23 protein-coding genes and 1 tRNA gene are annotated in these 25,950 nt (G+C 57.7%); 7 read left to right on the forward strand and 17 right to left on the reverse strand.

What is annotated here, in order from left to right; translation table 11 throughout:
• Window positions 1-37 precede the first annotated feature (37 nt).
• The 9 genes from A3220_RS03325 to A3220_RS03365 all read right to left on the reverse strand — a co-directional run bounded on the left by A3220_RS03325 (window position 38) and on the right by A3220_RS03365 (window position 8,404).
• Window positions 38-994 carry a branched-chain amino acid transaminase gene (locus tag A3220_RS03325; RefSeq protein ID WP_062373159.1) on the reverse strand — a complete coding sequence of 319 codons (957 nt, stop codon included), beginning with the start codon at window positions 992-994 and terminating at the stop codon, window positions 38-40.
• A complete protein-coding gene (locus A3220_RS03330) occupies window positions 991-2,097 on the reverse strand; it encodes a class II histone deacetylase (protein ID WP_062373162.1) in 1,107 nt (368 codons plus the stop codon). The genes A3220_RS03325 and A3220_RS03330 overlap by 4 nt, the downstream gene beginning before the upstream one ends.
• Complete coding sequence (locus tag A3220_RS03335) at window positions 2,094-3,125, reverse strand: histone deacetylase family protein (protein WP_058579881.1); 1,032 nt, start codon at window positions 3,123-3,125, stop codon at window positions 2,094-2,096. The genes A3220_RS03330 and A3220_RS03335 overlap by 4 nt, the downstream gene beginning before the upstream one ends.
• Window positions 3,126-3,145: 20 nt before the next feature.
• Window positions 3,146-4,420 carry a TRAP transporter large permease gene (locus A3220_RS03340; RefSeq protein WP_058579880.1) on the reverse strand — a complete coding sequence of 425 codons (1,275 nt, stop codon included), beginning with the start codon at window positions 4,418-4,420 and terminating at the stop codon, window positions 3,146-3,148.
• Window positions 4,417-4,962, reverse strand: coding sequence for a TRAP transporter small permease subunit (locus A3220_RS03345; RefSeq protein WP_058579879.1), 546 nt, complete (start codon window positions 4,960-4,962; stop codon window positions 4,417-4,419). The genes A3220_RS03340 and A3220_RS03345 overlap by 4 nt, the downstream gene beginning before the upstream one ends.
• Before the next feature lie 54 nt (window positions 4,963-5,016).
• Window positions 5,017-6,090 carry a TRAP transporter substrate-binding protein DctP gene (dctP, locus tag A3220_RS03350; protein ID WP_058579878.1) on the reverse strand — a complete coding sequence of 358 codons (1,074 nt, stop codon included), beginning with the start codon at window positions 6,088-6,090 and terminating at the stop codon, window positions 5,017-5,019.
• Between the two features lie 101 nt (window positions 6,091-6,191).
• Window positions 6,192-7,127, reverse strand: a complete 936-nt coding sequence (locus A3220_RS03355) for an ornithine cyclodeaminase family protein (RefSeq protein WP_058579877.1) — start codon at window positions 7,125-7,127, stop codon at window positions 6,192-6,194.
• Window position 7,128: 1 nt separating this feature from the next.
• Window positions 7,129-7,485: a RidA family protein gene (locus A3220_RS03360; RefSeq protein WP_008959745.1), complete on the reverse strand. Its 357-nt coding sequence runs from the start codon at window positions 7,483-7,485 to the stop codon at window positions 7,129-7,131.
• Window positions 7,486-7,636: 151 nt separating this feature from the next.
• Window positions 7,637-8,404 (reverse strand): AraC family transcriptional regulator, encoded by a 768-nt coding sequence (locus tag A3220_RS03365; protein ID WP_058579876.1) that lies wholly within the window; start codon window positions 8,402-8,404, stop codon window positions 7,637-7,639.
• A 197-nt stretch (window positions 8,405-8,601) separates the two neighbouring features.
• Between A3220_RS03365 and A3220_RS03370 the strand changes: the two genes are divergently transcribed.
• Window positions 8,602-9,972 carry a glycosyltransferase gene (locus A3220_RS03370; protein ID WP_084812741.1) on the forward strand — a complete coding sequence of 457 codons (1,371 nt, stop codon included), beginning with the start codon at window positions 8,602-8,604 and terminating at the stop codon, window positions 9,970-9,972.
• A 96-nt stretch (window positions 9,973-10,068) separates the two neighbouring features.
• Here the strand turns inward: A3220_RS03370 and A3220_RS03375 are convergent.
• The 7 genes from A3220_RS03375 to A3220_RS03405 all read right to left on the reverse strand — a co-directional run bounded on the left by A3220_RS03375 (window position 10,069) and on the right by A3220_RS03405 (window position 18,206).
• A tRNA-Leu gene (locus tag A3220_RS03375) sits at window positions 10,069-10,155 on the reverse strand.
• A 75-nt stretch (window positions 10,156-10,230) separates the two neighbouring features.
• The gene (locus A3220_RS03380) at window positions 10,231-11,400 is read right to left on the reverse strand and encodes a M20 aminoacylase family protein (protein ID WP_058579875.1); all 1,170 of its coding nucleotides are present in this window, start codon (window positions 11,398-11,400) and stop codon (window positions 10,231-10,233) included.
• A gap of 34 nt (window positions 11,401-11,434) precedes the next feature.
• Window positions 11,435-13,108: an ABC transporter ATP-binding protein gene (locus tag A3220_RS03385; RefSeq protein WP_252860414.1), complete on the reverse strand. Its 1,674-nt coding sequence runs from the start codon at window positions 13,106-13,108 to the stop codon at window positions 11,435-11,437.
• Complete coding sequence (locus A3220_RS03390; RefSeq protein WP_084812742.1) at window positions 13,105-13,998, reverse strand: ABC transporter permease; 894 nt, start codon at window positions 13,996-13,998, stop codon at window positions 13,105-13,107. The genes A3220_RS03385 and A3220_RS03390 overlap by 4 nt, the downstream gene beginning before the upstream one ends.
• The gene (locus tag A3220_RS03395; RefSeq protein ID WP_062373165.1) at window positions 13,998-14,939 is read right to left on the reverse strand and encodes an ABC transporter permease; all 942 of its coding nucleotides are present in this window, start codon (window positions 14,937-14,939) and stop codon (window positions 13,998-14,000) included. The genes A3220_RS03390 and A3220_RS03395 overlap by 1 nt, the downstream gene beginning before the upstream one ends.
• Window positions 14,940-15,038: 99 nt before the next feature.
• Window positions 15,039-16,649 (reverse strand): ABC transporter substrate-binding protein, encoded by a 1,611-nt coding sequence (locus A3220_RS03400; RefSeq protein ID WP_058579873.1) that lies wholly within the window; start codon window positions 16,647-16,649, stop codon window positions 15,039-15,041.
• A gap of 30 nt (window positions 16,650-16,679) precedes the next feature.
• Complete coding sequence (locus A3220_RS03405; protein ID WP_058579872.1) at window positions 16,680-18,206, reverse strand: M81 family metallopeptidase; 1,527 nt, start codon at window positions 18,204-18,206, stop codon at window positions 16,680-16,682.
• 147 nt (window positions 18,207-18,353) lie between these two features.
• Between A3220_RS03405 and A3220_RS03410 the strand changes: the two genes are divergently transcribed.
• The 6 genes from A3220_RS03410 to secF all read left to right on the forward strand — a co-directional run bounded on the left by A3220_RS03410 (window position 18,354) and on the right by secF (window position 24,994).
• Window positions 18,354-19,295, forward strand: a complete 942-nt coding sequence (locus tag A3220_RS03410) for a LysR family transcriptional regulator (RefSeq protein ID WP_084812743.1) — start codon at window positions 18,354-18,356, stop codon at window positions 19,293-19,295.
• A gap of 114 nt (window positions 19,296-19,409) precedes the next feature.
• Window positions 19,410-20,441, forward strand: coding sequence for a tRNA preQ1(34) S-adenosylmethionine ribosyltransferase-isomerase QueA (gene queA, locus A3220_RS03415; RefSeq protein ID WP_062373168.1), 1,032 nt, complete (start codon window positions 19,410-19,412; stop codon window positions 20,439-20,441).
• A 36-nt stretch (window positions 20,442-20,477) separates the two neighbouring features.
• Entirely contained in the window at window positions 20,478-21,623 is a 1,146-nt protein-coding gene (gene tgt, locus A3220_RS03420) for a tRNA guanosine(34) transglycosylase Tgt (protein WP_062359885.1), read from the forward strand.
• Window positions 21,624-21,700: 77 nt separating this feature from the next.
• Window positions 21,701-22,027, forward strand: a complete 327-nt coding sequence (yajC, locus tag A3220_RS03425) for a preprotein translocase subunit YajC (protein WP_044628915.1) — start codon at window positions 21,701-21,703, stop codon at window positions 22,025-22,027.
• Window positions 22,028-22,164: 137 nt separating this feature from the next.
• Complete coding sequence (secD, locus tag A3220_RS03430; RefSeq protein ID WP_062373171.1) at window positions 22,165-24,018, forward strand: protein translocase subunit SecD; 1,854 nt, start codon at window positions 22,165-22,167, stop codon at window positions 24,016-24,018.
• A 49-nt stretch (window positions 24,019-24,067) separates the two neighbouring features.
• On the forward strand, window positions 24,068-24,994 hold the full coding sequence (secF, locus tag A3220_RS03435; RefSeq protein ID WP_062359889.1) for a protein translocase subunit SecF: 927 nt from the start codon (window positions 24,068-24,070) through the stop codon (window positions 24,992-24,994).
• Window positions 24,995-25,116: 122 nt separating this feature from the next.
• Here secF and A3220_RS03440 read toward each other — a convergent pair whose 3' ends face one another.
• Window positions 25,117-25,911, reverse strand: coding sequence for an inositol monophosphatase family protein (locus A3220_RS03440; RefSeq protein ID WP_044628918.1), 795 nt, complete (start codon window positions 25,909-25,911; stop codon window positions 25,117-25,119).
• Between the last annotated feature and the right edge of the window lie 39 nt (window positions 25,912-25,950).

Raw genomic sequence — 25,950 nt, forward strand, 5'->3', positions numbered from 1 at the left:
GGAGCAAAGCCGGGGCGACTTCAAAGCAATCAGCCCGTTATGCCGGGGTTAGCCAGTGCCGGTAGGCGTCTAGTTCGCCGCGCACTGCTTGGCGATAAAGATGCTGCAGCTGGGCCGTTACGCTATTCGCCGCCACCGGCTCGCTAAGGGGCGGCGCCCCGGCGCGAGTGCCGATTCTGCGCCCATCCAGCTCTCTTAGCGGCAGAATTTCGGCGGCGGTGCCGGTCAAAAATGCCTCATCGGCGGTGTAAAGCTCATCGCGGGTAATGCGCCGTTCTTTGACTTCGATGCCCAACACATCCCGGGCCAGTTGAATGACGCTATCTCGGGTGATGCCCTGCAGGCAGGAGGTCACTTCCGGGGTGTGTAGCACGCCATCGCGCAGTAAAAAGACGTTCGCCGCCGAGGCCTCGGCCACATAGCCTTCGGGGTCGAGCATGATGGTTTCATCAAAACCCGCTTTGACTGCCGTGTTGAGCGCCAGCATCGAATTCACGTAGTGGCCGCTGGTTTTAGCGCGGCACAGGCTGATGTTGACGTGGTGACGCGCCCAAGAGGACGTCAAGGCGCGCAGCCCGTGGGACGCTGCATGAGGGGAAAGGTAGGGCCCTAGATCCCAGGCGGCAATCATCACATGGGTGGTCAGCCCTTGGGCACGCAGCCCTAGGCCTTCCGCGCCGAGAAACACGGTGGGCTTTAAATAGGCGCTGCTTAACCCATTTTTAGTCAGGCTCTCACGCTGGGCATCGATCAGCTCGGCTTCGCTAAACGGCAGCGGGATATCCAGCGCGTGGGCGCTTTCCACTAGCCTTCGCGTGTGCTCCGCTACCCGAAACAGCTGCGGGCCTTGCGCTCCTGCATAGGCGCGCACCCCCTCAAAGCAGCCCATGCCGTAGTGCAGCGTATGGGTGAACACATGCACTTTGGCGTTTCGCCAAGCGAGCCATTGGCCATCCTGCCAAATCCAGCCGTCACGATCATAGAGTGGTGTCATCGGGTTGTTTGCTCCCACTGTTGGTGCCAGCCATCAATTAACGCCTGTTGGTGTGGCTGCAGCGATTGATAGCCCCAGGCGGCAATTTCTTCGTTTTGCGGATCGAATACAGAAATCTGGCTACCCGCAAGGGTTTGGATTACCGCATGGCCGCAGAGCGGCACGTAGCCTTCGGAGTAGCCGCCTTCATGTACCACCACCAGCTTGCCGCTGCAGCAGCGCTCTGCCACGGCCTTTACTTGAGCGGTCATGGTGGCGAAGGCCTGGCTGTTGAGCAGCATCTTGCCTAGCGGGTCTTTAGCGCAGGCATCATAGCCACAGGCCACCACGATTAGGTCGGGGGCGAACGCTTCCAGCGCGGGCAGCACCAGCGTTTCCATGGCATACGCGTAGGCCCCTAGGCCACAGCCAGGAGGCAGCGGCAGATTCAGGTTGGCGCCTAACCCGGCCCCTTCGCCCTGCTCATCGAAACCACCCGTGTCCAGCGGGTAGTTGGCCGCTTGATGTATGGAAATGGTGAAGACATCGGGGTCATGATAGAACGCCGCCTGCTGGCCGTTGCCGTGGTGAACGTCCCAATCGAGTATCGCGACCCGGTTAGCTTGGCCAAGGGCACGGGCACGCATCACCGCCACGGGAATATTGCCCAACAGGCAGAACCCTCGACCCTGGTCGGCTTCGGCGTGGTGGCCTGGCGGGCGACATAGCGCATAGGCGTTAGCCACCTCGCCCAGCGCCACGGCCTCCACAGCGGCAATGGCTAACCCTGCGGACTGAGTGGCGGCCGCCCAGCTGCCCGGCATGTAAGGCGCGCAGTCGCCGCCGTTGCCGCCCTGCGCTTTGTCCCCTGCCTGCAGTTCATCCAGGTAGCGCGGGGTATGAAAACGCTTAAGGTCGGCCAGCGTGGCAGCGGGGGGCTTGACCACGTGCAGCTCGTCGATCAGCCCGCTGACTTCCAGGATATTTTTCAACCGCCGTTTACTCTCGGGGCTTTCCGAGGCGGCTTGGGGCTGCAGAAATTCGCCCGGCGCAGAGAATACGCCGATGGCACCCTGATCGTGCCAAAAGCAGCGCTCGTGCCAATAGAAACCGGTGCTGCTCATACGTTAAACCCCTGCATAAAGGCCGCCAGGTTGGCGCTTAAATGCTCGGTGGGGTAGCCACCCTCCTGCACGATGACCATGGGTAGCGCGAGCGCTCGCAGGCGTTTTCCCACCTCGATGAACGCCTCGGTTTCCACGTTGAGGCCCGCGAGCGGGTCCTCTTTATGGGCATCGAGTCCGAGTGCCACCACGACGGCATCCGGTTCAAAGCGCTGCAGGTGGTCGATCAGGATCGCCAGGGCATCCAAATAGACCTCGCCATCGCTGCCCACCGGCAGAGGGAGATTGACGTTGGCCCCTACACCTTCATCGCTGCCCTCTTCGTCCGCGCCGCCCCAGAAAAAGGGATAAAAATCACTCGGGTCAGCGTGCAGCGAGCCTGTCCATACGTCGCCCCTGGCGTAGAAAATATCCTGGGTGCCGTTACCGTGGTGCAGGTCCACATCGATGATCGCCACCTTGGCAAAACGTTCGCGCAGCACGGTGGAGGCCAGTGCGGAGTTGTTCAGCAGGCAAAAGCCGCCGGCACGCTCTGGCCCGGCGTGATGGCCCGGCGGGCGGCACAGCGCGTAGGTAACTTCCTCCCCTCCCAGCACGGCGTCTGCTGCCGCCTCGGCGGTGGCGGCCGAGGCCAGCGCGCCTTGAAAACTGGTCGCACTGAGCGGGCAGGCCATATCGTGCAGGTGCCAGCCCGCTTGCCCAATCGGGTGGCGGGGGTAGTGGTGGCCGCCGCCGCAGGGGTGAATGTTGGGCGCCACGAACTCTGCAGCATTGGGAAGCGCCTGCCAGCGGGTATAGATGGTCTCTAGAAATGTTAAATAGCGCGGCGTGTGAATCTGCTCCAGGCGCTTACGCAGCCTGGGAGAGTCCACTTCCTCCGGGGCAGTGAGCACTAAGCCCGCCTTTGCTAATCCCTGCGTTAGCAGCTCAGCGCGCACCGGGCCTTCTGGCGAGGCGGCGGGCTGGCCGCGTAGCAGAAACGTGGGGGGCGCATGCAACGCTTGGTCTGAGTGGTAAAAACACTTCATGAGTCGCAGTCCTTAGCTGGTCACAGCAGTGACGGTATCCAGGTAGAGAACGCCGGGAAGGCCGCCAGCAGCACAATCACCACCAAGAACGAGACGTAAAACGGCAGCGACGCCACGATGGCCCGTTCATAGGGCACCTCGGCTATTCGCGCGGCGGTCATTAGCGTCATCCCCACCGGCGGTGTGACGTTAGAGATATTGAGCACCACAATCATCAGAATAGCGAAGTGAAGCGGATCAAAGCCAAGCTGAATCATCGCGGGCACCAGCACCGGCGCGATAACAACCAGCGCGGGCAGTACGTCCATCACCGTTCCCACCACTAGCAGCAGCAGGCAGACCAGCATTAGCTGCACAAAGGCCGCGTCGCTAAAGGTGGTGATGATGCTGGCTGCATCCCGAGCGATGCCTGAACGGGTCACAAACCAGCCTAGCACCGCCGAGGTGGCCAGTAGGAAAAACACCACCCCGGAAAAGCGCACCGTCGTGACGAGCGCATCCCATATTTTTCGCCAGGTCAGGTTCCGGTAGAACACCACGCCGATCACGATGGCGTACACCGCCGCAAACCCCGACGCTTCGGTGATGGTGGTTAGGCCTGAGAGAATGCCGCCTAGAATAATCATCGGCACCACCAGCGCGGGCAGCGCCAGCACAAACGACATGATCGCCATCTTAAACGGCGTGGGTGCTTGTTTTGGGTAGTTGCGCTTCCAGGCTAAAAAGAAGCTGACACCCAACAATGCTGCGGCCATCAGCAAGCCAGGAATAATGCCACCGGCAAACAGGTCGATGACCGAAATATCCCGCAACAGCGTGGCGTAAACCACCATCACCACGCTGGGGGGAATAATCGGCCCAATGATCGAAGAGCACGCGGTCACCGCTGCGGCATACTCCGCATCGTAGCCCTGCTTTTTCATCTCGGGGATCATGATTTTGCCGATGGCCACCGTATCGGTCACCGCTGCCCCCGTTAGGCCCGCAAAAAACACCGACACCGAGATATTCACATGGGAGAGCGAGCCCCGTACCCGGCCAAACAGCGCATTGTTGAAGGCGATCAGTTTGTGGGTCAGCCCACCCTGATTCATTAGCTCTGCGGTGAAAATAAAGTAGGGCACGGCAATCAGCAGAAAGCCGGAGACGCCGGAGAACATGCGGTCGGCGATGATGCCGAGCATCCGTTCACCGCCAATCGCAAACCCGCCCGCCAACCCAGACATCGCCATCACAACCGCCACCGGCGCGCCAATAAACAGCAGTACAACAAACGCAATAATCGCAGGCGTCATGAGCGGTACTCCCCATCAGCGGTGTCGATAAGCTCGCCAATCACGTCCTGCTCATCAATAAAATGTTCCAGCAGTGCAAACCCATGTACCAAGTGCAGCAGCATTATCACACCGCTTATTGGCACCACAATGGCGGTGACCTTGCTGGGAATGCGGATTTGGTCGGACACCATGTACACCTGGGTGGCGCTGGTAAAGTAGTCCCAGCCGTACCAGGTGAGTATGAGCGCAAATAGGCCAATAACGCCCAAACTCAGCCCGGCGGCCACCTGTACCATCACTTTAGGCAGGCTGCGCACCAGCAGCGTCATGGCGACGTGTTCGCCGTAGCGCAGTGAAATCGTCATGGAAAGAAAACCAATCCAGGGCAAAAACAGCCGCGCCAGCGAGTAGGTCCAGCTCAGCGTGCTGCCCGTGATCAGTTTGTATAAAAATGCGGTAAAAGAGATGCCTAGCATCGCCAAAATACAGCCCACACACACCACGATAGCGGCCTGATTCACCAGGTCGCTTAAGCGGCGCAAAGGAGTTAAAACGCCCATGGCTTTTTCCTCACGCTGGGGCGCATGACCCCAGCGTTGATCAATCGCTTACCGTTATTGTCCGTAAATCCGCAGGTCATCTTCCGCTAGCTGCTGGCCCACGCGCTCCACTTCATCCAACAGGCCCTGCACCCGCGCCTCGTCCATCCCGAAGTCATTCACGATCCACGCCTGCCAAGCGGGGCGGGCCACTTCGGCCATGCGCTCACGTTCGGCATCGGGCATCAGGTAGCAGGCTTCAAAGCGTTCGCAGGATTCGACCCAGCTTGCGGTGGCTAACGCGCCCGACATGCCATGGCTGAGCTGAATGGCCTCACGCGCCGAGCTAATCACCGCCTGCTGATGGGTTTCCGGCAGCGATTGGTACCAGGACTCGCTCACCACCCAAGGGGCGCTGTTATACACATGCCCGGTGAGCGTGGTGTAGTCGGTGACTGCATCGAAGTTGAAGGTGGTGTTGAGCACCGGCGCATTGAACTGCCCATCGGCAAGGCCGGTTTCCAATGCGGTGATTAGCTCGCCCCAAGGTAACGGCGTGGCGGAAGCGCCTAGCGAGCGCATGATTGCCACGTGGGCGGGGTTCTCTTCGGTACGGATATTGAGGCCTTCTAAATCCTCGACGGTCTCGATTAAGCGCACGTTGTTAGTGAAGGCGACGAAGCCACCGCCATCGTCGAAGGTGCCCAAATAACGCATATCAGCAGCTTCGACGGTGCCGGACATAAAGTCGGCGAACCATTCACTATCAAAGAAACTCCACGCCTGACGCCAGTTGGTAAACAGGAACGGCGCCGTGACTACCTGATAGTCTTCGTAGAAGGAGGACATCGCCCCGGCTGACATAATCGTTGATTGCAGCGTGCGCCCGCCCTGCACTTCAGAGCCGTTTTCTACCTCAGAGCCTAGCTGGCCGCCGCCGAAGATCGTGACCTCAAGGTCCCCGTCGGTTCGCGCTTCCACCAGGTTCTTAAAGTGCACCAGCGCCGGATAGATTTCGTTATTGCTCATATCCTCAGGCAACTGCGTAGCGATCACCATTTCATAGGATTGCGCCTGGGCATTGGCGCTGGCGATAGCCAGCGGGAGCGCCGCCAGAGCGGCGATAAGCAAGGATTGATTAGCTTTCATAACATGCCTCGTTTTGGTTATTGGTCGGTCTTCGTTATGAGTGGCGTTGCTACCCATCGGGTAGCGATGTTGTTAATACGATTGTTATTTAAAAATCATGGCTATTCGGGTAGCGACTCCCATACTTCTATCGCAGCGGCTAAATCTTCCAGCGAAGCGCCTACCGATTTGAAGAGCGTGATGGCCTCCGGTGCAGAGCGCCCCGACTTAGTCCCTGCTAACACTTCAGCAAGCTCCGCTTGAATCTGGTCGAACTGGAACTCGCCCTCTTCAATGGCTTGCAGAATGTCGCCCGCTTCGCCTTTGGCACCGGCGTAGGTGTCCACAAATACCTCAGAGCGGCGCAGACACAGCGCATCGGTTTCGCGCATTTGCGGTCGAAACGCGCCGATCAGATCCAGGTGAGTGCCGGGCGTCATCCACTCGCCTTTGATCAGCGGTTGGTTGGAGAGCGTTACGCAGCTAATGATGTCCGCTTCAGCCACGGCATCCGCCAGCTCGTCCACCACGTGGGTTTCAAAACGCTCGGCGTACTCGTCGGCAATCGCCGCCGCCTTACTGGAATTACGGCCCCAGATCAGCACCCGCTTGATGGGACGCACGCTGGCGTGGGCTTCGATCACCATGGGCGCCAACTTGCCTGTACCCACCACCAGCAGCGTTTCTGCGTTTTCATTGGCCAAGGCTTGGGCGGCCAGCGAAGAAGCCGCCGCGGTGCGACGCCGGGTCAGCTCACTGCCATCGATACACGCCAGCGGCTGGCCGTGCTTACCCTCGCTGAGCAAGTAAAGCCCAGAGATTGCCGGGATACCGTGGTCGGCGTTTTGCGGAAATACATTGACCATTTTGACGCCGATATAGCCCGCCGCTTCCCAGGCGGGCATTAGTAGCATCGTGGCTTCGCCATCTGGCCGGTGCATCGCATGGTGATGGCGGGGAGGCGACTCCACGCCGTTCACGAACGTTGCGTGTAGCCGCTTGATCAAGCCACCCCACGTCAGGTGGCGAGAAACCTCTTCGGCAGAAACAACCCGCATATCAGGCCTCCGGCAGCGCGGCTACCACCATAATCTCAACTTTCCACTCGGGCTTGGCGAGCTGGGCTTCCAGCGCGGCACGCACGGGCGGGCGACCGGGCACGACCCAGGCATCCCAAGCAGCGTTCATTTGATCGAACTCCGCCATGCTAGTGACCCAAATTTGCGCAGAAATCAGATGTTCTTTCGAGGTGCCCGCTTGAGCTAGCAGTTGATCGATACGCGCCAGCACCTGCTCAGTTTGGCCACGCATATCCGCCGTGGCATCAGGGGGAACCTGGCCAGCCAGATAAACGGTGCCGTTGTGAATCGCCACTTGGCTCATACGTGCATTGCTGTCTTGATAGGTAACGCCCATGGTGTTTTTCCTTGAAAGAGGTTGTGTTGATTTAAAAGGGATCATCAGAGATTAGTGCGCTCGCAGACAAATTACTTGCCCGACACTGCGGTAGATTTGCCCGCAAGTCATGCAGGCAAGAAAATCTTATCACTAGCGGTCAGATGAGGGTCTAGCGATCTGAAGAAGGGGAAAGCTCAAAATAACGCCGATAGGCGCGGGAAAAACTGCCCTGATCGCGAAAGCCGACCAGCATAGCGATATGCCCCAGACTGAGCGTGCTATGGCGAACCAGCGTGCGGGCGTGCTCTAAACGCCTGCGCTGGACATAGGCCAACGGCGTTACGCCAGTCAGCTCACGAAAGCAGCTGTGGAAGTGTCCTGGGCTCAAAGCACATAGGGAGGCTAACTGTTCAACGCGGATCTCATCGGCCAGATGCTGGTCCAGCCAGGCATCCAAACGGGCAAGGTCGAGGCGTTCGCTAATACAGTGTTGGCCCAACTGCCCAACCGCTGCGGGAGTGGCGTCATGCAGATACATGGTCAGCGCGCGCAGCAGCAGAATCGCGATTTCATTCTGCAGCCCAGGGCACTGTTCAAGCTGATTGGCCAGGGCGTGGGTAAGCTGGTTTAACGCGGGAGGCACGCTGAAAAAGCGCGGCTTATCGAACAGGCGCTCAATCTCGCTGCCTTTCTCAAGCGACGCCAACTGGGCAACGGGAATATCCAACACTAGGGTACGGTTGTTGCCATCGCCCTGGTATTCGTGATGGCGCGAGGAAGGAATCAGACAGCCACGGCGGGCGGTCACCCTTTCCCCCTGGCCTTCCATCGAAAGCTCCGTAACACCACAGGTAGCCAGTATAAGCTGATGGAAGTCGTGGGTATGGGCCACCTGTTCTTGGGCTAAGTTGCGGCTATGCAGCTCAAAAAGGGCCATGGAAGGTTACCGTCTTTCGTCGAATGCTATTTCAGCACTATAAAACGGCTAGGCAATAAAAAGCGAGGGAGCGGCCAACCGTGAGCTAACGCTCTGGCGGGTAGGTGTACGGGCATTGACTAAGCGCGCCGACTGTCATCCGCCAGTCATAGACTCGGGTTAGCGTGGCAATAAGCTGCCAAAAGAGTCCAAACAACATGCCACAGCGCCGACTCCCCTCTCTCCGCTCTCCTCTCAGTGACCCGGAAGTCGAGGCCCTAACCCAATTAGCCAACGGCAATGCCCTGCACCAGCAACGTGAAGCTGACCGTAATGCGCGGATGGCGTCAGCTTTGACGCTGTTTCACCCAGCAGCGTCAACGACCGAGACGCAGTTGAGCGGTTTGAAGATACTGATGATTTCGGATGTCTACTTCCCCCGCGTCAATGGCGTTTCTACCTCTATCGGTAGTTTTCGAGGGGCCCTTGAGCGTTTGGGCCACTCGGTTACGCTGATCTGCCCCGACTATCCAGTCGGCCAAGTGGATGAGCCGGGCGTGCTTCGCATCCACTCGCGCCAGGTACCCGGCGACCCGGAGGATCGCATGATGCGCTACCGGGACTTGATCGCCCTGGCACCACAGCTTGCCGACCAGGACTTCGATCTCATTCATGTCCATACGCCGTTTACCGCCCACTATGCCGGCGTGGCGCTGGGACGTCGGCTCGGACTGCCAGTGGTGGCCACCTATCACACCCTGTTTGAGGAGTATGTTCATCACTATATCCGCTGGCTTCCACGACGCTGGCTGCAACTTGCCGCGCGCAGACTTTCAGTGCACCAGTGCCAGCAGCTCGACGCCTTGGTGGCACCCTCTCAAGCAATGCAGAAAGCACTTATCCGCTACGGCGTGACCACGCCCTCCACGGTCATTCCCACCGGTTTGTCGCTGGAGTCGTTCTGCCACCCTCAAGGAGCCCAGGATGATAGCGACTTTCGATCCCACTACGACCTGCCTCAAGAAGCGCGACTGCTGCTCTATGTAGGTCGCGCCGCCTTTGAGAAGAACATCGACTTTCTGATCGATATGCTGCCCAAGGTATTAGCCGAACACCCCACCACCCGGCTGATTATTACCGGCGAAGGCCCGGCCCATGACTCGCTTGTTCGACGTGCCCAAGAAATTGGCGTGGCAGAATCGGTGCTGTTCCTCGGCTATCTCGACCGCAACGGCCCACTGCAGGCGGCCTATCGCGCCGCCGACGTTTTTGTATTTGCATCACGCACGGAAACCCAAGGGCTGGTTCTGCTGGAGGCAATGGCACTCGGCACGCCGGTGGTTTCCACCGCCGCGATGGGCACACTTGATGTGTTAAAAGAGGGCGAAGGCTGCCTAATCGCCGAAGATAACCATGACGACTTCGCCGCCAAGGTCAATCGCCTGCTAAGCGATAACACCCTGCGCCAACAGCTCGCCGCGCGCGGCCAGGCCTACGCCGCTAGCTGGCACGAGGATGCCAAAAGCGCCGAGCTTATAAGTCTTTATCAGAAACTTGCGGTAGAGCGTTTGGTTAATGCGAGAAAGTAAGCGTTAAAATTTGCGTGGACACATGCAGGCATTTAGGAAGGAAAAAACTCAAATTTCAGACACAAAAAAAGGCACCTAAGTGCCTGATTTTAAATATGGTGCCGGTAGCCAGACTCGAACTGGCACACCCGTAAAGGCGGCGGATTTTGAATCCGCTGCGTCTACCAATTCCGCCATACCGGCAATGGAGGCGAATTATACAGACACTATTCCTCGCGTCAATAAAAGCATGTGGTTATCAGCTAGATCCGTAAAAATTCATGCACCGGGCGACAGCCGTTTTTCAATCAGCCTTGAAAATAGGCTGGCCCCAATCGGCAGAATATCGTCGCCGAGTACGAAGGCTGGGTTATGCACCGGCATATTGCCGCTGTGACCCACCCAGCAGTATGCTCCAGGTACTACCTTGAGCATATCCGCGAAATCCTCACTACCCATCAATGGCTTGTTATCAGTGCTTACATTAGCCTCGCCGACGATTTCCCGGGCGGCGTCGGCGAGCAGCTCCGTCTGCATGGGGGCGTTATTCAACACGCTGAACACATCGCGAATCTCTATATTGATATCAACTTCATAGCTTGCCGCCATGCCAGCGACCAGCGTGCGCATACGCTCACGGGTTTGCTCGCGCACGCTGTCGGAAAAGGTTCTTACGGTGCCGGCAAGGGTGGCCGTCTGAGGAATAACATTATAGGCCGACCCAGAGTGCACCTGAGTGATCGAGAGCACTACGGGGTCGTGGGGGTTGATATTACGGCTGACGATGCTTTGCAGCGCCTGAATCAAAGCGCCACTGACTATCACAGGGTCGCGGGAGTAGTGTGGCATCGCCCCGTGGCTGCCGCGCCCAGTTACGGTGATATCAAAGAAATCGGCACCTGCCATGGCGGGGCCAGGGCACAGCGCGACTTCGCCTGGGCCATGCAAAGGTGAGTTGTGAAGCCCATAGATTTCATCGCAGGGGAAGCGCTCAAAAAGCCCTTCTGCAATCATGCGTCGAGCGCCCCCCAACCCCTCTTCCGCTGGCTGAAAAATTAGCACGACAGTGCCAGCGAAGTTACGGGTTTCGGCAAGATAGCGGGCGGTACCCAGCAGCATGGTGGTATGCCCGTCATGGCCACATCCGTGGAAGCGTCCAGGTGTTTGTGAGCTAAACGAGAGACCACTCTCTTCCTCCATGGGCAGTGCATCCATATCGGCGCGTAGCCCGATGCGCTTACCCTGGCCAAGGCGACCGTGGATCAAGCCAACCACCCCGGTGGTGGCGATCCCGGTGTGAATTTCATCGACGCCGTACTCTTTCAGCAGGCCCGCGACGATGGAAGAGGTTCGCTGCTCTTCAAAGCCAATTTCGGGGTGGGCGTGTAGATCATGGCGGATAGCGCGTAGCTCATCGCCGTACTCTTCTATGCGAGCAATCGTAGTCATCTTGTTCTCCGTTGGGGATGACAAATCATCATTCTTAGGGTGTCTCAACTGGGCTGAGCAATGGTTTGAGCGGTGCACCGGCGGCAAAATCCCAGCTACGTCCCGGTGCGGCTTCCATTAGTTGCCGTGTGTATTCAGCCTTGGGCTGGGCAAGCACCTGGGCCGCTGGACCATATTCGATTAGTCGGCCACGCTGCATCACCAGCACGTCGTCGCAAATTTGCGCGGCCACGCGCAGATCGTGGGTAATAAACAGCACGGCAATCCCCAGCCGAAGTTGGATCTCATTGAGCAGCTTGAGTACCTGGGCTTGCACCGAAACATCCAGCGCGGAGACTGCCTCATCGGCGACGATTACCTCGGGCTCCATGGCCAATGCCCGGGCGATAGCGATACGCTGGCGCTGGCCACCCGAAAACTGGTGAGGGTAGCGGTCAATGGCATCAACCGGTAGGCCTACCAGTTCGAGCAGTTCACGCCCGCGAGCCAGCGCCTCTCGGCGTGGTGTACCGTAGTTGGTCGGCCCTTCGATCAGGCTCTGCCCCACCGTCATACGCGGGTTAAGCGAACGATTGGGATCCTGGAAGATCATCTGAATGCGCTTGCGGTGCGGCTTGAGCATCGATTTAGGCAGCTCAGTAATCTGCTTACCGCTGACCCTGATATTGCCGCCTGTTGGGGTAATAAGTCGCATCACACAGCGCGCCAGCGTCGACTTTCCAGACCCCGATTCCCCGACGATACCTAACGTTCGCCCACGTTTGAGCACAAAGCTGACATCATCCACGGCGCGGGTCGGCGCGACGGGCTTACGCAACCAACGCATCAGACCCTGGTTAGCGTTGAACACTTTCTCAAGCGACTGCACTTCCAGCACCGTTTTATTGCTGGTGGCCTCCCGCGGCGGGCGTGGTAGCAGACTAGGCACTGCGGCAAGCAGGCGTTGGGTGTAAGCCTCTTGAGGGTTACCCAGCACCTGGTCAACAGGGCCACTTTCCACCAGCTGGCCATGATGCATGACGCATACCCGGTCAGCGATATCCACCACCACGCCCATATCGTGAGTGATAAATAGCACCGCGGTGCCATGCTCGCGCTGGAGCTGTTTAATCAGCGCCAAAATCTGATGCTGAGTTGTCACATCTAAGGCGGTGGTAGGTTCGTCAGCAATCAGCAATTGAGGCTTAAGTAGCAACGCCATGGCAATCATGATGCGCTGGCGCTGGCCGCCCGAGAGCTGATGAGGGTAGCTTGTATAGATACGTTCAACGTCGGGAAGGTGGACTTGTTCAAACACCTCAAGCACTCGGGCTCGGCGCTGCGGGGCTGTTTGTGAGGTGTGCTGGCACAGCACTTCGTCCAGCTGGCGGCCTACGCTTAACACCGGGTTAAGTGCGGTCATCGGCTCCTGAAAGATCATCGCCATATGCCGCCCGCGCAGGGCTAGTAACTGGGCCGGCGTGGCGGCGAGCACATTCTCCCCGGCAAGCCGAATCTGCCCACTGCGCGCGACCAGCGCTCCGGGGGGCAGCAGTCCCATTGTGGCAAGCGAGGTGACCGATTTACCCGAACCGCTCTCCCCCACCAGGCACAGCGTCTCGCCAGCGCTAATGGCGAATGAGATAGCGTCCAGAATACGCGTAGGCTTATGCCCAGTGGTTTCGACAACCAGGTTTTCAACCTCAAGTATCGGGGTGTCCGCCATCATGACATCCTCCGTTTCATCTTCGGATCGAGTGCATCGCGTGCACTATCGCCGAGCAGATTAATCGATAGAATGCAGGCCGATAGCAGCAGCCCGGCCCAGAAGATCAGCGAAGGCTTAAGCTGAAAGTAAACCCGCCCTTCGGACATGATATTGCCCCATGAAGGTGTTTCAGTGCCGATCCCCGCGCCAAGAAAGGAGAGAATAGCTTCGGTAAGAATGGCAGAAGCACAGATATAGGTGCCCTGCACGATCAGCGGGGCCAGGGTACTCGGCATCAAGTGACGCCACAGCAGCTTCGGCGTGGAGGTGCCCATCAATATCGCAGCCTCCACAAATGCCTCTTCGCGAGTTGCCAGTACCCTCGAGCGGACCAGACGCACCACTTGGGGGATCTCGGGAACCATAATCGCGATCATCACTGTCCATAGGGAGGCGCTGGTGAGCGAGACAATGGCAATCGCCAGCAGGATGCCGGGGATTGCCATCAATCCATCCATGATGCGCATCAATATCGCGTCAAGGGTACGGAAGTAACCCGCCAACAAGCCTAGCGGTAAGCCTATAGCCACACTTGTCACGGCCACTCCTAGCCCGACAGTTAGCGACACGCGGGCGCCATAGACAATCCGTGAGTAGAGATCGCGTCCATAAGGGTCGGTGCCGAGCCAAAACTCACTCCCCATGGGCTTCAGGCGGTTAGCGGGCGATAGCGCCAGCGGGTCATGATTCGCTAGCCAAGGTGCAAACAGGGCGACAGCTACGATCAAGATCAGCACAAGGCCAGCGGCCAGGGTAACTCCCTGCGGGCGAGTCTGGCTTAGCCGCGACAGTAGGCGGCTAACGCCGCGCCCTTCGGGGGCGACGGTAAAGTGGGAGTGCGAGGCATGCATCAGTAGCGAATCCTCGGGTCGGTGATCGCGTAGGAGAGATCGATCAGTAGATTGATAATCACGTAGAGCCCGGCAGTGAGCAGAATCAACGCCTGGATCACCGGGTAGTCGCGGGCCAGTACAGCGTCCACTATCAGCCGCCCTAGGCCAGGAATATTGAACACACTCTCGGTGACCACGACCCCAGGAATCATCAGGGCAAAGCCGGTACCAATCACGGTTAGAATCGGTACCGCCGCATTACGCAAGGCATGGCGAAAGAGCACCGCACGCTCGGCAAGCCCTTTGGCGCGGGCGGTACGGATATAATCCTCGTCAAGAACTTCAAGCATACTGGCGCGGGTCATACGCGTGATAAGCGCGATATAGATCGAAGAGAGCGTTAGCGCTGGCAGCACGATGCGACTGGCAAAAGGGGCAATTCCCTCGCTAAGACTTCGAAAGCCCTGCACCGGCAGCCAGCCCAGCTCAAGGGCAAACAGCTGAATCAATAAATAGCCAATCACGAATACCGGCACCGAAAACCCCACCACCGAGGCCGACATCACCAGGTTGTCGAGAAAGCGCCCATGGCGCCAAGCGGCAATGACCCCTAGCGGAACAGAGATAACCACGGTAAACAGTATCGCTACCACCGCCAAACTGACGGTTGGCTCTAGGCGCTGCCCGATCATTGTTAATACTGGTGTCTGGGAAATCAGCGATGTCCCGAAATTGCCGCGTACCAACTCTCCAAGCCAAACAAAGAACTGGATATGCAGCGGCTGATCAAGCCCTAATGCCGCCCGAATATTGGCGAGTTGAGCGGGGCTTGCCATATCCCCAGCAATAATGGCTGCCGGATCTCCTGGCGAGAGACGCAGCAGTAGGAAGACAAACAGCGCTACCACCAACATAACGGGGATCGAGGCTAAAATACGGCGAATGAAGTAAGCGAACATGCGGTGCCTGCTATAGGTTGTGGATAGGCATGGTCGAATAACAAGGCCAGTGCGCAGGTTCACTAGCGAACGTAATGTCCCTCGCGCACTGGCAAAACCTTATTCGCTCTTAGTCAGATTCCAGAACACGGGCACAGGCCCTTTGAGCACACCGTCGAGCTGGTTGGACCAGGAGGAGACCGAGCGATAATCGCCTAGAGGCACATAGATAACCTGTTCAAGCGCATGGACTTGTATCGCCTCTGCAATACGCTCTCGCTCTTCGTCACTCTCAGCCATGGCGAAATCCAGGCGCATGGCTTCCAGCTCTTCATCCTTGGGCCAGCCGAAGAAACTACCCTCTCGCCCTTGGGCGTTGAGCATCGGGTTGACGATAGGATTCCACACTTCCGGGATAATCCAGTTGGTGAAGAACATGTTCCAACCTCCATCCGCTGGATCATTCTGGCTGGCACGTCGCGTCACCAGCGTCTGCCAGTCCATCGGCTGCATTTCGACATTAAAACCGGCCTGACGCAGTGCTTGAGCAGCCACCACCGGCTGGGGAGAGACCGTTGCCACATCAGTAGGCTGTAGCATGACTACCGGGGTGCCGTCATAACCCGCCTCTTCCAGTAGCTCGCGAGCCCGATCAAGATCGCCAGTGGCCATCCAGGTATCGGTGCCAGCATCACTGCCTAACGGCGTCGTGCAACCAAAGAAAGAGCCACATGCTTCGTAGTAATCAGCATTGCCAACCAAGGCCGCAAGCACATCCTCTTGATTCATCGCCAGCATCGCCGCCTGACGAATACGCACATCATCAAAGGGTGGGTAGAGGAAGTTCATCCGCCCCATGGTCTGGCTGCCCATCTCGCTGAGTGTCTCAAGGATTAGGTCGTCATTGGTTTCAAGCAGCGGCGCCAGATCAAGCGGCACCTGTTCGATGAAGTCGATATCTCCACTGCCCAAGGCGTTAATAGCCGTTTGTTGGTCGGGCATGGTGATCCACTCGACGCGGTCAACATTGACCACCTTGCCGCCCGCCGTCCAACTTGGCGGCTCATCACGGGGCACGTACTCCTCGAACTTGGTATATACAACCCGATTACCGGGTTGGAACTCGTCAGCCATAAAACGGAAAGGGCCAGAACCGATCTGCTCAGGAATTGCCTCTTCAGGACTTGTGCTCGCCAGACGCTCGGGCATCATGAATGCGGGAACAGAGGAAGGTTTGGCAAGCAGCTCGAGTACATAGCTAAACGGCGAAGATAAGGTCAGGGTGATGGTGCGTTCGTCGCTGGCTTCAAGCGATTCGACATGGTTCATCAACATCAAACCACCGGAGTCGCGTTTTGCCCAGCGCTCAAGAGAGGCAACACAGTCGGCAGCGGTGACCGCCTCGCCATCGTGCCAGGTAAGTCCGTCGCGCAGCGTGAAGGTATATACCAAGCCGTCATCAGAGATTTCCCAATCAGCCATCTGAGGCTGTGGCTGGAACTCTTCATTCATGCCGAGCAGGGTATCGAACACCATATAACCGTGATTACGGGTGATATGCGCCGTGGTTAGGATTGGATCAATGATCCGCACCCCTGAATGCATAACTGCGTTGACGGTTTGCGCCTGAGTCTCGGCAACAAATGACATTGCACCAAAACTGAGCAGCGTCGCACTAAGCAGGCTCCGAACCATGCCAGGAGACGATTTAATCACTACTGTAGATTGCATCGTGATACCTCTTTTTTCTTGGTGATAGAACTACTCTGAGTGGCCAACCAAATTAGATTGCGAAGCCTCATCAGGAGGAACAAAAGGCTCTCCCATGGGACGAGTTCGGATACCCGGCGCCAGGTACCGCCAAGGCAGCTCGCCGGGGTCAGCCGCCATTGGGCCAGGCGATTTGGCGATCAAAATAGCCGCGGCGATCGGCTGAAAATCGGCACGAAAATGTACCGAGCTTTTGAGCACTAAAATCTTCTTTACCTCAGGCTCAATACCCACCATGCGCAGCAGGTTGCGATCTAGTAGTTGGCTCTTACGACTGGTCACTAAGATCGCCACGCCGCCTACTCTCAACTGGGCACTGGGCCCAAGATCGACCTGATTGCCGTGCATCATTGGGCCGTCGAAACGACAGCGGCCATCGCTCAGGCGCACCACCTCGAACTCGGCTTCCAGTGGTGCATCGCCAACACTTGGTTCTCCACCCAACGCAAGCAAAATCCGTGCCCCCTCACCCACGGCATGTGCTTTTGCAGCCGCCGCCGGGTCACAAATCAACCCTAAGGCGGCGTCTTGGGCATCCGCTTCCACCAGCGCACGCAACATACCGGTGGTGGTTGCATCGCCCCCGGCACCCGGGTTGTCCTGGGTATCAGCAATAACCACTGGTCGGTTTTCACCATTAGCAAGCCGCATTGCTTCAGCAACGGCCTCTTTAGGCGTCAGGAAAGGGACTTGCCAGCGCGCTTCAAGAGTGACGATCTCGTCAGCAAGCCGCGCTACGTCAGCCTCTAGCCGCTCACGGTCGGCCCCATACCCCCAAACGACTGGGCCGCATTCAGCAAAGTCCGCTGCGGGAAAGCCAGCAGCGAATGAACACACGCCGTTACTGCGCTGGTCATGTTCGCTAAGCCCGTGATAGACACTCTGAGCTGGTTCAAGAAAGGTACTGCCAGCGGAAATAGGAATAAGGAAAGGAATGCGCCGCGACGAGAGATGTAACGTCTCGCCATCGAAGATGCGTTTGAGCAGCGCCATGGTGCGGGCGCCCGTTTCAGCCATATCCACATGTGGATAAGTGCGGAAGGCCACTAAGCCAGATGCCGCTTCAAGCATGCGCTGGGTAACATTGGCGTGCAGGTCAAGACTAGCCACTATCGGTAGTTCACTGCCCACGATCTCATGCAGTCTAGCCAACAGTTCACCCTCGCCATCAGCGAGATGTTCGCAAACCATTGCGCCGTGTAGGTCGAGATAAATAGCATCAAAAGTATCAGACGAAGCAGCGAGGGTTATTTCACCGGCAATACGCTCAAAAGCATCTTTAGTGACATGCGCCGAAGGGCTTGCTGCGGCCCATATCACGGGTAACAATTGATGCCCCTCGGCTATGGCTGCCGTGATAAATCCACCAATCGGTATATTTACCTTTTCGAGCTCAAGTAAAGCTTCATCCCGACATAGCGCGGGAAAACCTCCCCCTTGAACAAAACTCTCGTAGACAGCTTTGGTAGGCGCGAAAGTATTGGTTTCATGCTGAAAACCCGCGATCAGAATTTTCATCCCTTCTCCTAGACTTAAGTATATGACGCAGTGCAGCAGTCACATATTTTTCACTCTAGGCGTGGCATAGACAGACAAGCAATGACCGATGCATTATGAAACTGTTGCCCTTTGAGCAACACTGCTTCCCAACCACCGGTATTTGGCATGTCATCTCACGCACCGTTGAATAATGAAGGGTTTAATTCGCGTCGAATGCGCTACGCCTTTGAGGCGATGACGCAGGGTTCTATTCGTCGCGCGGCGGACAAACTGGATATCGAAGCCTCCGTTATCAGCCGTCAAATCGCACGCCTGGAAGCGGAGCTGGGGGTAAGGCTGTTGGAACGACATGGGCGAGGTGTACGCGCTACAGAAGCGGGGGAGTTACTGCTTGATTTTCATCGAGAGCGCCAAGCCGCTGAATCTGCACTGCTCAGTGATTTTTCCGAGCTCGACAACCTCAGCCGAGGATCGCTTCGATTAGCAATTAGCGAGGGCTACAGCGCCACGCTTATGAGCGAAGTGGTCAATCATTTTTCCCAGCAACACCCAAAACTGCACTTTGAAGTGACCCACGCGAGCGTAAACCAGGTCGTCACGCGGGTTATGGAAGGTGATGCGCATATAGGGCTGGCCTACTCTCCACGCCTTTTACCGGGTGTTCAATCAATAGCCTCGGCTCGCCAACCGGTATGCGCAGTAATGCACCCTGACCACCCCCTGAATCAGCTGCCCTCCCCCCTCTCACTGGACGATATTCTCCAATATCCACTGGGGTTAATATCCAAGGGATACGGTCTGCGTCAATTAGTCGACACCGTGGAAATAATCGATAAACGCCACTTCACACCAAGCCTAGTCAGCAACTCGCTAGCAACCCTCAAACAGTACGTAAGCGCTGGGCACGCAGTAACTTTTATGCCGGCGGTGGCACTCAAACATGAACTTGCACGGAGCCAGCTTGTAGCGCTACCTATCGCCCATCAGGTGTTTATCGAGGCCGAATCACACCTCATCGTGCGTCAGCATCGCCCCCTATCGCTCGCAGCCTCTCGATTAATCAAAGAAATCTGTCGGATTTACCCCTTTTCCACCACCTCAATATAAACCTATGAGTGATACGCCTGACTTCAAACAAGTAGTCGAGTATCCTGTATGGACTTTTTTTCCGGGTATAATGCTCGGCTCTCTTCACTCTCCTAGCGAAATGTCTCCTTCTCCATGCAACGCTCCGATTTTCATTACGAACTACCCGACGAGTTAATTGCTCGTTACCCTTCTGAGCAGCGTAGCGACTGCCGTTTGCTGTGCGTGGATGGCCAGAGCGGTGCGTTGGAACATCGCCGCTTCCCTGATTTGCTCGAGCTTTTGGAACCGGGCGACCTGCTGGTGTTTAACGACACCCGCGTGATTCCGGCGCGCCTGCATGGTCACAAGGCCAGCGGCGGCAAGGTGGAGATGCTGCTTGAGCGCCCGCTGGATGCCCACCGTGGCTTGGCGCATATCCGCTCCAGTAAATCGCCGAAACCCGGCACCGAGCTGATTTTCGAAGGCGATGTTCACGCCATCGTAGAAGGCCGCCGCGACGCCCTATTCGAGCTGCGCTTTTTAGGCGACACGCCAATGATCGCGCTGCTGGAAAAGCACGGCCATATGCCGCTGCCGCCCTATATCACCCGGGAAGACGAGCTGAGCGACCGCGAGCGCTACCAAACCGTCTACGCCCGCCGCGATGGTGCCGTTGCGGCACCTACCGCTGGCCTTCACTTCGACCAGCCGCTGCTGGACGCCCTAGCCGAAAAAGGCATCAACAGTGCTTTCGTGACGCTGCACGTTGGTGCGGGCACCTTCCAGCCGGTGCGGGTGGACAACATCCTCGAACACCACATGCACAGCGAGTGGATCGAGGTGACCGACGCGACCTGCCAACAGATTCGCGAGACGCAAGCCGCCGGTAAACGCGTGATCGCCGTGGGAACGACGAGCGTTCGCTGCCTGGAGAGCGCTTGCATGAAAAGTAGCGATGGCCAGATAGCGCCGTTCAGTGGCGATACCGACATCTTCATCTACCCCGGCTATGAATGGCGCTGTGTGGATGCGCTAATCACTAACTTCCACCTGCCCGAATCCACCCTATTGATGCTGGTATCGGCGTTCGCGGGGTATGAGCACATCATGCAGGCCTACCGTACGGCAGTAGAAGAGCGCTACGCCTTCTTTAGCTATGGCGACGCCATGCTGCTGACCCGCTAACCGCCGCGCTTACCGATTGATTAACGAGTTATTGTGATGCGAAACGAATGCTTTATGCGCTTTGAGCGCCTAGCCGAGGATGGCCGCGCGCGTCGTGGCCGTTTGCACTTCCCCCGCGGCACGGTGGAAACCCCTGCGTTCATGCCGGTCGGCACCTACGGCACGGTAAAAGGCATGACACCCGAGTCGGTCAAAGAGATCGGCGCCGAGATCATCCTGGGCAACACCTTTCATCTCTGGCTGCGCCCCGGCACCGATGTGATCGAAGCCCACGGCGACCTCCACGACTTCGCCCAGTGGGATAAACCGATCCTGACCGACTCCGGCGGCTTCCAGGTGTTCTCGCTGGGTGAAATGCGCAAAATCACCGAGCAGGGCGTGCATTTCCGCTCGCCGGTGGATGGCAGCAAAGTGTTCATGGGGCCGGAAGAGTCCATGGCGGTTCAGCGCTCGCTGGGCTCTGACGTGGTGATGATCTTTGACGAGTGCACGCCCTACCCGGCCACGTTCGAAGAAGCCGAAAAATCCATGGAGCTGTCGCTACGCTGGGCCAAGCGCTCTCGCGATGCCCATGGCGATTCGCCCTCGGCACTGTTCGGCATTATCCAGGGCGGCATGCACCCTGAGCTGCGTGAGCGCTCGCTCAAGGGGCTACTTGAGATTGGTTTCGACGGTCTCGCCATCGGTGGCCTCTCGGTGGGCGAACCCAAAGAGGAGATGATCAAAGTCCTCGATTACCTGCCCACCTGGATGCCGGACGACACCCCGCGCTACCTGATGGGTGTGGGCAAGCCGGAAGACCTCGTTGAGGGCGTACGCCGCGGTGTGGATATGTTTGACTGCGTGATGCCCACGCGCAACGCTCGCAACGGCCACCTGTTCACGTCAGATGGCACTGTTAAAATCCGTAACGCCAAGCACCGTTTTGACACACGCCCGCTGGATGAAGAGTGTGATTGCCATACCTGCCAGAATTTCTCTCGTGGCTATCTGCACCACCTTGATCGCTGCAATGAAATGCTGGGTTCCATGCTCAATACCATCCATAACTTACGCTACTACCAGCGTGTGATGGCTGATTTGCGCGCGGCAATCGAAGCGGGTACATTGACGACCTTTGTGGAAAGCTTCTACGCAAGGCGCGGCCTCCCGGTGCCTCCCCTTGCAGAATCTGACACCTAAACAATAAAAGCCACTGGCTGAGGCGAGTGGCTTAATCCGTTCACCCATTGAGTGTTCTAACCCAGGAGTTCCCTGCAATGCTGGATTTCTTCATCTCACCAGCCCATGCCCAAGAAGCCGCTGCTGGCGGTGGCATCGCGCAAATCGTCATGCTGGTCGGCTTCGTACTGATTTTCTACTTCCTGCTGTGGCGCCCGCAAGCCAAGCGCGCCAAGCAGCACAAACAGCTGGTCTCCGGCCTCGCCAAGGGCGATGAAGTCGTGATCGGCGGCGGTTTGGTTGGCCGCGTGACCAAAGTCAGCGACGAGTTCCTGACTCTGGAAGTCTCTGAAGGTACCGAAGTCAACGTGCAGAAGAACGCCGTGGCTGCCGTACTGCCTAAAGGCACCATTAAGTCCATCTAACGCTTGCACTCCCCCCCCCTGCCGACCCAGTGCCAGCCACCCCGGCAGGGGTGACATGGTAGCGTCGATGGTGAACGTTGCTGTGCCCAGCCTGTCTGTGCACAGCGATTCCGTTTGTAATTGAAGGCAGGGCTTGCATGCTCAACCGTTACCCCCTGTGGAAGTATCTGCTGATACTGGTCGTCCTGGTGGCTGGCCTTATCTACTCGCTTCCCAATCTATTCCCCGCAGATCCCGCTATTCAGGTTAGCGATGCCCAAGGCAACGCCCTGGATGAACGGCAAATTACCCGCGTTGAAGAAGCGCTCAGCGAGCGAGATATCGCCGTCAAAGCCGTTGAAGAGAACAATGGTCAATGGCTGATTCGTCTGCAAAGCGACGATGACCAGCTCGACGCGCGGGATATTGCCGCCGAGGTGCTTGGCCCCAATGCGACCGTGGCGCTCAACCTTGCCGATGCGACACCTGGCTGGCTGCAAGCTTTTTCTGCTTCCCCGATGACGCTGGGCCTTGATTTACGCGGTGGCGTTCACTTCCTACTGGAAGTGGATATGGACGCCGCGCTGGCCCAGCGCCTTGAGGTGAACGCCAGCGCCATCCGCGAACTGCTGCGCAGCGAGCGTATTCGCTACCGCAACACCACCATCGACGACCGCTCGCTGTCGATCGACTTCGCCAGCAGCGAAGACCGCGACGCCGCCCGCCGTTTGATCAGTCGCGACTTCCCCAACTTCGAATACACCAGCGAAGGGGATGGCCGCGCTTCGAGCCTGGTCATGACGCTGAGCGATGTCACGGTCAACGAAATTCAGGATTACGCGATCAACCAGAACTTGACCACGCTGCGCAACCGCGTGAACGAGCTAGGCGTGGCCGAGCCCATGGTACAGCGCCAAGGGCCGAGCCAAATCGTGGTCGAGCTACCCGGCGTACAGGACACCGTGGCCGCCAAGCGGATCGTGGGCGCGACGGCCAACCTCGAGTTTCGTCTAGAAGCGCGCAACGATACGCCGGATGCCGAAACCGAACGCTTCGAGTTTCGTAACGATCCTTCTCGTTCGGCAGAGCTGATGCGGGATGTGATCATCACCGGTGACAGCGTTTCCAGCGCCAGCAACAGCTTCGATGAAAACGGCCGCCCTCAGGTCAACATCAACCTGGACGGCACCGGCGGTACGCTGATGAACCGCGCCACGCGCACCAACATTGGGCGCAATATGGCGGTGCTGTTTATCGAGCATAAGAGCGAAGACCGCATCGAAGTCGATCCGGAAACGGGCGAAGAGACCATTGTTCGCGAACCGTATACCGAGCGCGGCCTGATCAGCTTGGCGACGATTCAAAGTGCGTTGGGTAACAGCTTCCGCATCACCGGCCTTGATTCCCCCACTGAAGCCGCCGAGCTTGCCCTGCTACTGCGTTCCGGCTCGCTCGCCGCGCCGATTTACTTCGTACAAGAACGCACCATTGGACCAAGCCTAGGCGCTGAAAACATCGAGCGCGGCTTGCTATCGGTGCAGATCGGCCTGCTACTAGTCGTGCTGTTTATGCTGGTGCGCTACAAGGTATTCGGTGTTTTTGCCAACATCGCCCTGGCGCTCAACCTCACGCTGCTAGTCGCCGTGATGTCGATGCTGGGCGCCACGCTCACGCTACCCGGTATTGCCGGTATCGTGTTGACGCTGGGCATGGCGGTGGACGCCAACGTGCTTATCTTTGAGCGGATACGCGAAGAACTGCGCAACGGCATGTCGATTCAGCAAGCCATTTACGCGGGTTATGAGCGGGCGTTCACCTCGATTGTGGATGCCAACATCACCACGCTGCTGGTGGCGGTGATTCTGTTCTCGATTGGCACCGGCCCGGTGAAGGGCTTTGCCGTCACGCTCTCTATCGGCATTCTGACGTCAATGTTCACTGCGCTGCTGGTGACGCGCGCCATGGTCAACCTGACCTATGGTGGCAAGCCCGTCAAAAAGCTGTGGATCTAATTTTAATGGGATCTCAACACGCGCTCAGCACAGAATTTAAGAGGTGGTAATGAAACCCCTATCACAACTGCGCATCGACTTTATGGGACGGCGCAACCTTGCGTTTATCGTCTCGGCCGTGATGCTGATTGTCTCTATTGGCGCCATTTTGTTTCAGCAGCTCAACCTGGGCCTGGACTTTACCGGCGGCACCCTGGTAGAAGTGCGCTACGGCGTGGCACCTTCACTGGATGCCATTCGCCAACTGCTGGAAGACAGCGGTTTCCAAGATGTCTCGGTACAAACCTTTGGCGCTTCAACAGAAGTATTGATTCGCCTGCAGCAAGCGTTTGATGGCGACGTGGGTAACGAGGTTGTCAATCTGCTGCGTGCCAATGGCGATAGTGTCAACTTAGTGCGCGCCGAGTTCGTGGGCGCCCAGGTCGGCGACCAGCTGCGTGACCAGAGCGGCTTAGGCCTGCTCGTCGCGCTGGGCGTGGTGATGCTTTACGTAGCTTTCCGCTTCCAGTACAAGTTCGCCCTTGGTGCCCTGCTAGCCCTGCTGCACGACGTGATCATCGTGGTAGGCGTGTTCGCGCTGTTCCAGCTCGACTTCGACCTAACGGTGCTGGCAGCCATTCTGGCGGTCATCGGCTACTCGCTGAACGACACCATCGTCGTGTATGACCGCATCCGCGAGACGATCCGCACCTCGCGTATCGACGATATGCCGCAGATTTTCAACGAGGCGATTAACGCTACGTTGTCGCGCACATTAGCCACCTCAGGCACAACCGTGCTGGTACTGCTAGCGCTGCTGCTGCTCGGTGGCGATATGATCGAGAACTTCGCGATTGCCCTGCTGGTGGGTATCGTGGTGGGTACGTTCTCGTCTATCTATATCTCCGGTGCCCTGTTGATTCCGCTGAAACTCTCTCGGGAAGACCTGATTCCCACCAAGAAAGAAGTGGATGAAGAGGAGGAAGAGCTGCCGTAAGCACGCAAAAGCAGCCAACGAAAAGGCCCTGCCGGGATTACCCGGCAGGGCCTTTTTACTACCATTTTAGTGACTACTCACCACTCACTACTCACTACGCAGCGCGACCGCGCCGCCAGTGATTAAAAGTGCGGCGCCAGCTGCTTAATCAGCGCTTTGTAGAGGCGCGGGCCAGCGGCCATTAGCTGGCTTTCAGCATTCACGGTCGGCTTGCCGTCCGGAGTGCCCATCAGCGCGCCCGCTTCTTTTAGCAGCAGCGTACCTACCTGCATATCCTGCTCTTCTAGGCCCAGTACGAAGACGCTGTCTACACGTCCTGCGGCCAGCTCGCACATATCCAGCAGGCCGCTGCCGGTCGCTACCAGGGTTTCTACCTGCGGCGCAAGCTGCTGGGTAATGGTTAAGTAAGCAGGCAGATGACTCGGGCGCAGCCAGGTTTCTGGCAGGCTCATCGCCATGCGTGTGGCAGGAATAGCGGTTGGTTTGCTAACCCGCATGCGCTTATCGTTGTGCTGAGCGCCGCGGCCGCGACTGGCGATATATTCGTCATCACCAAAGGGAGAGATCACCACCGCGTGTTCGGGGCGACCTTTAACGAGACACACCACTGAGAGTGCAAAGCCCTTACCTGCTACCGCTAAGTTGGAGTAGCCGTGCAGCGGTTCAATTTTCCATACGGTATCTTCACCTTCGCCTTCACCCGCTTTATAGGGCGTATAGCGGCCAGAGAAGCCGTGCAGAGGGTAGCCGCGCTGCAGTTGTTGAATGATGGTCGCCTCGGCTTTACGCGCTGTGTCTTCCAGCAAGCGGTCGAGGTTAAATTCTTCATGGGCGTTTTCGATACGTTCGCGAACGCGTAAAAAGTGTTCAACAGCGCCACGCGCGGCGCGCAGCGTAAATTGGACCATCGGATTCATGATCGGGCCTTGTCACAGTGATGTTAAAGAACGATTCAG

This window comes from Halomonas sp. KX33721 (assembly GCF_001596805.1).
Lineage (GTDB): Bacteria > Pseudomonadota > Gammaproteobacteria > Pseudomonadales > Halomonadaceae > Vreelandella > Vreelandella aquamarina.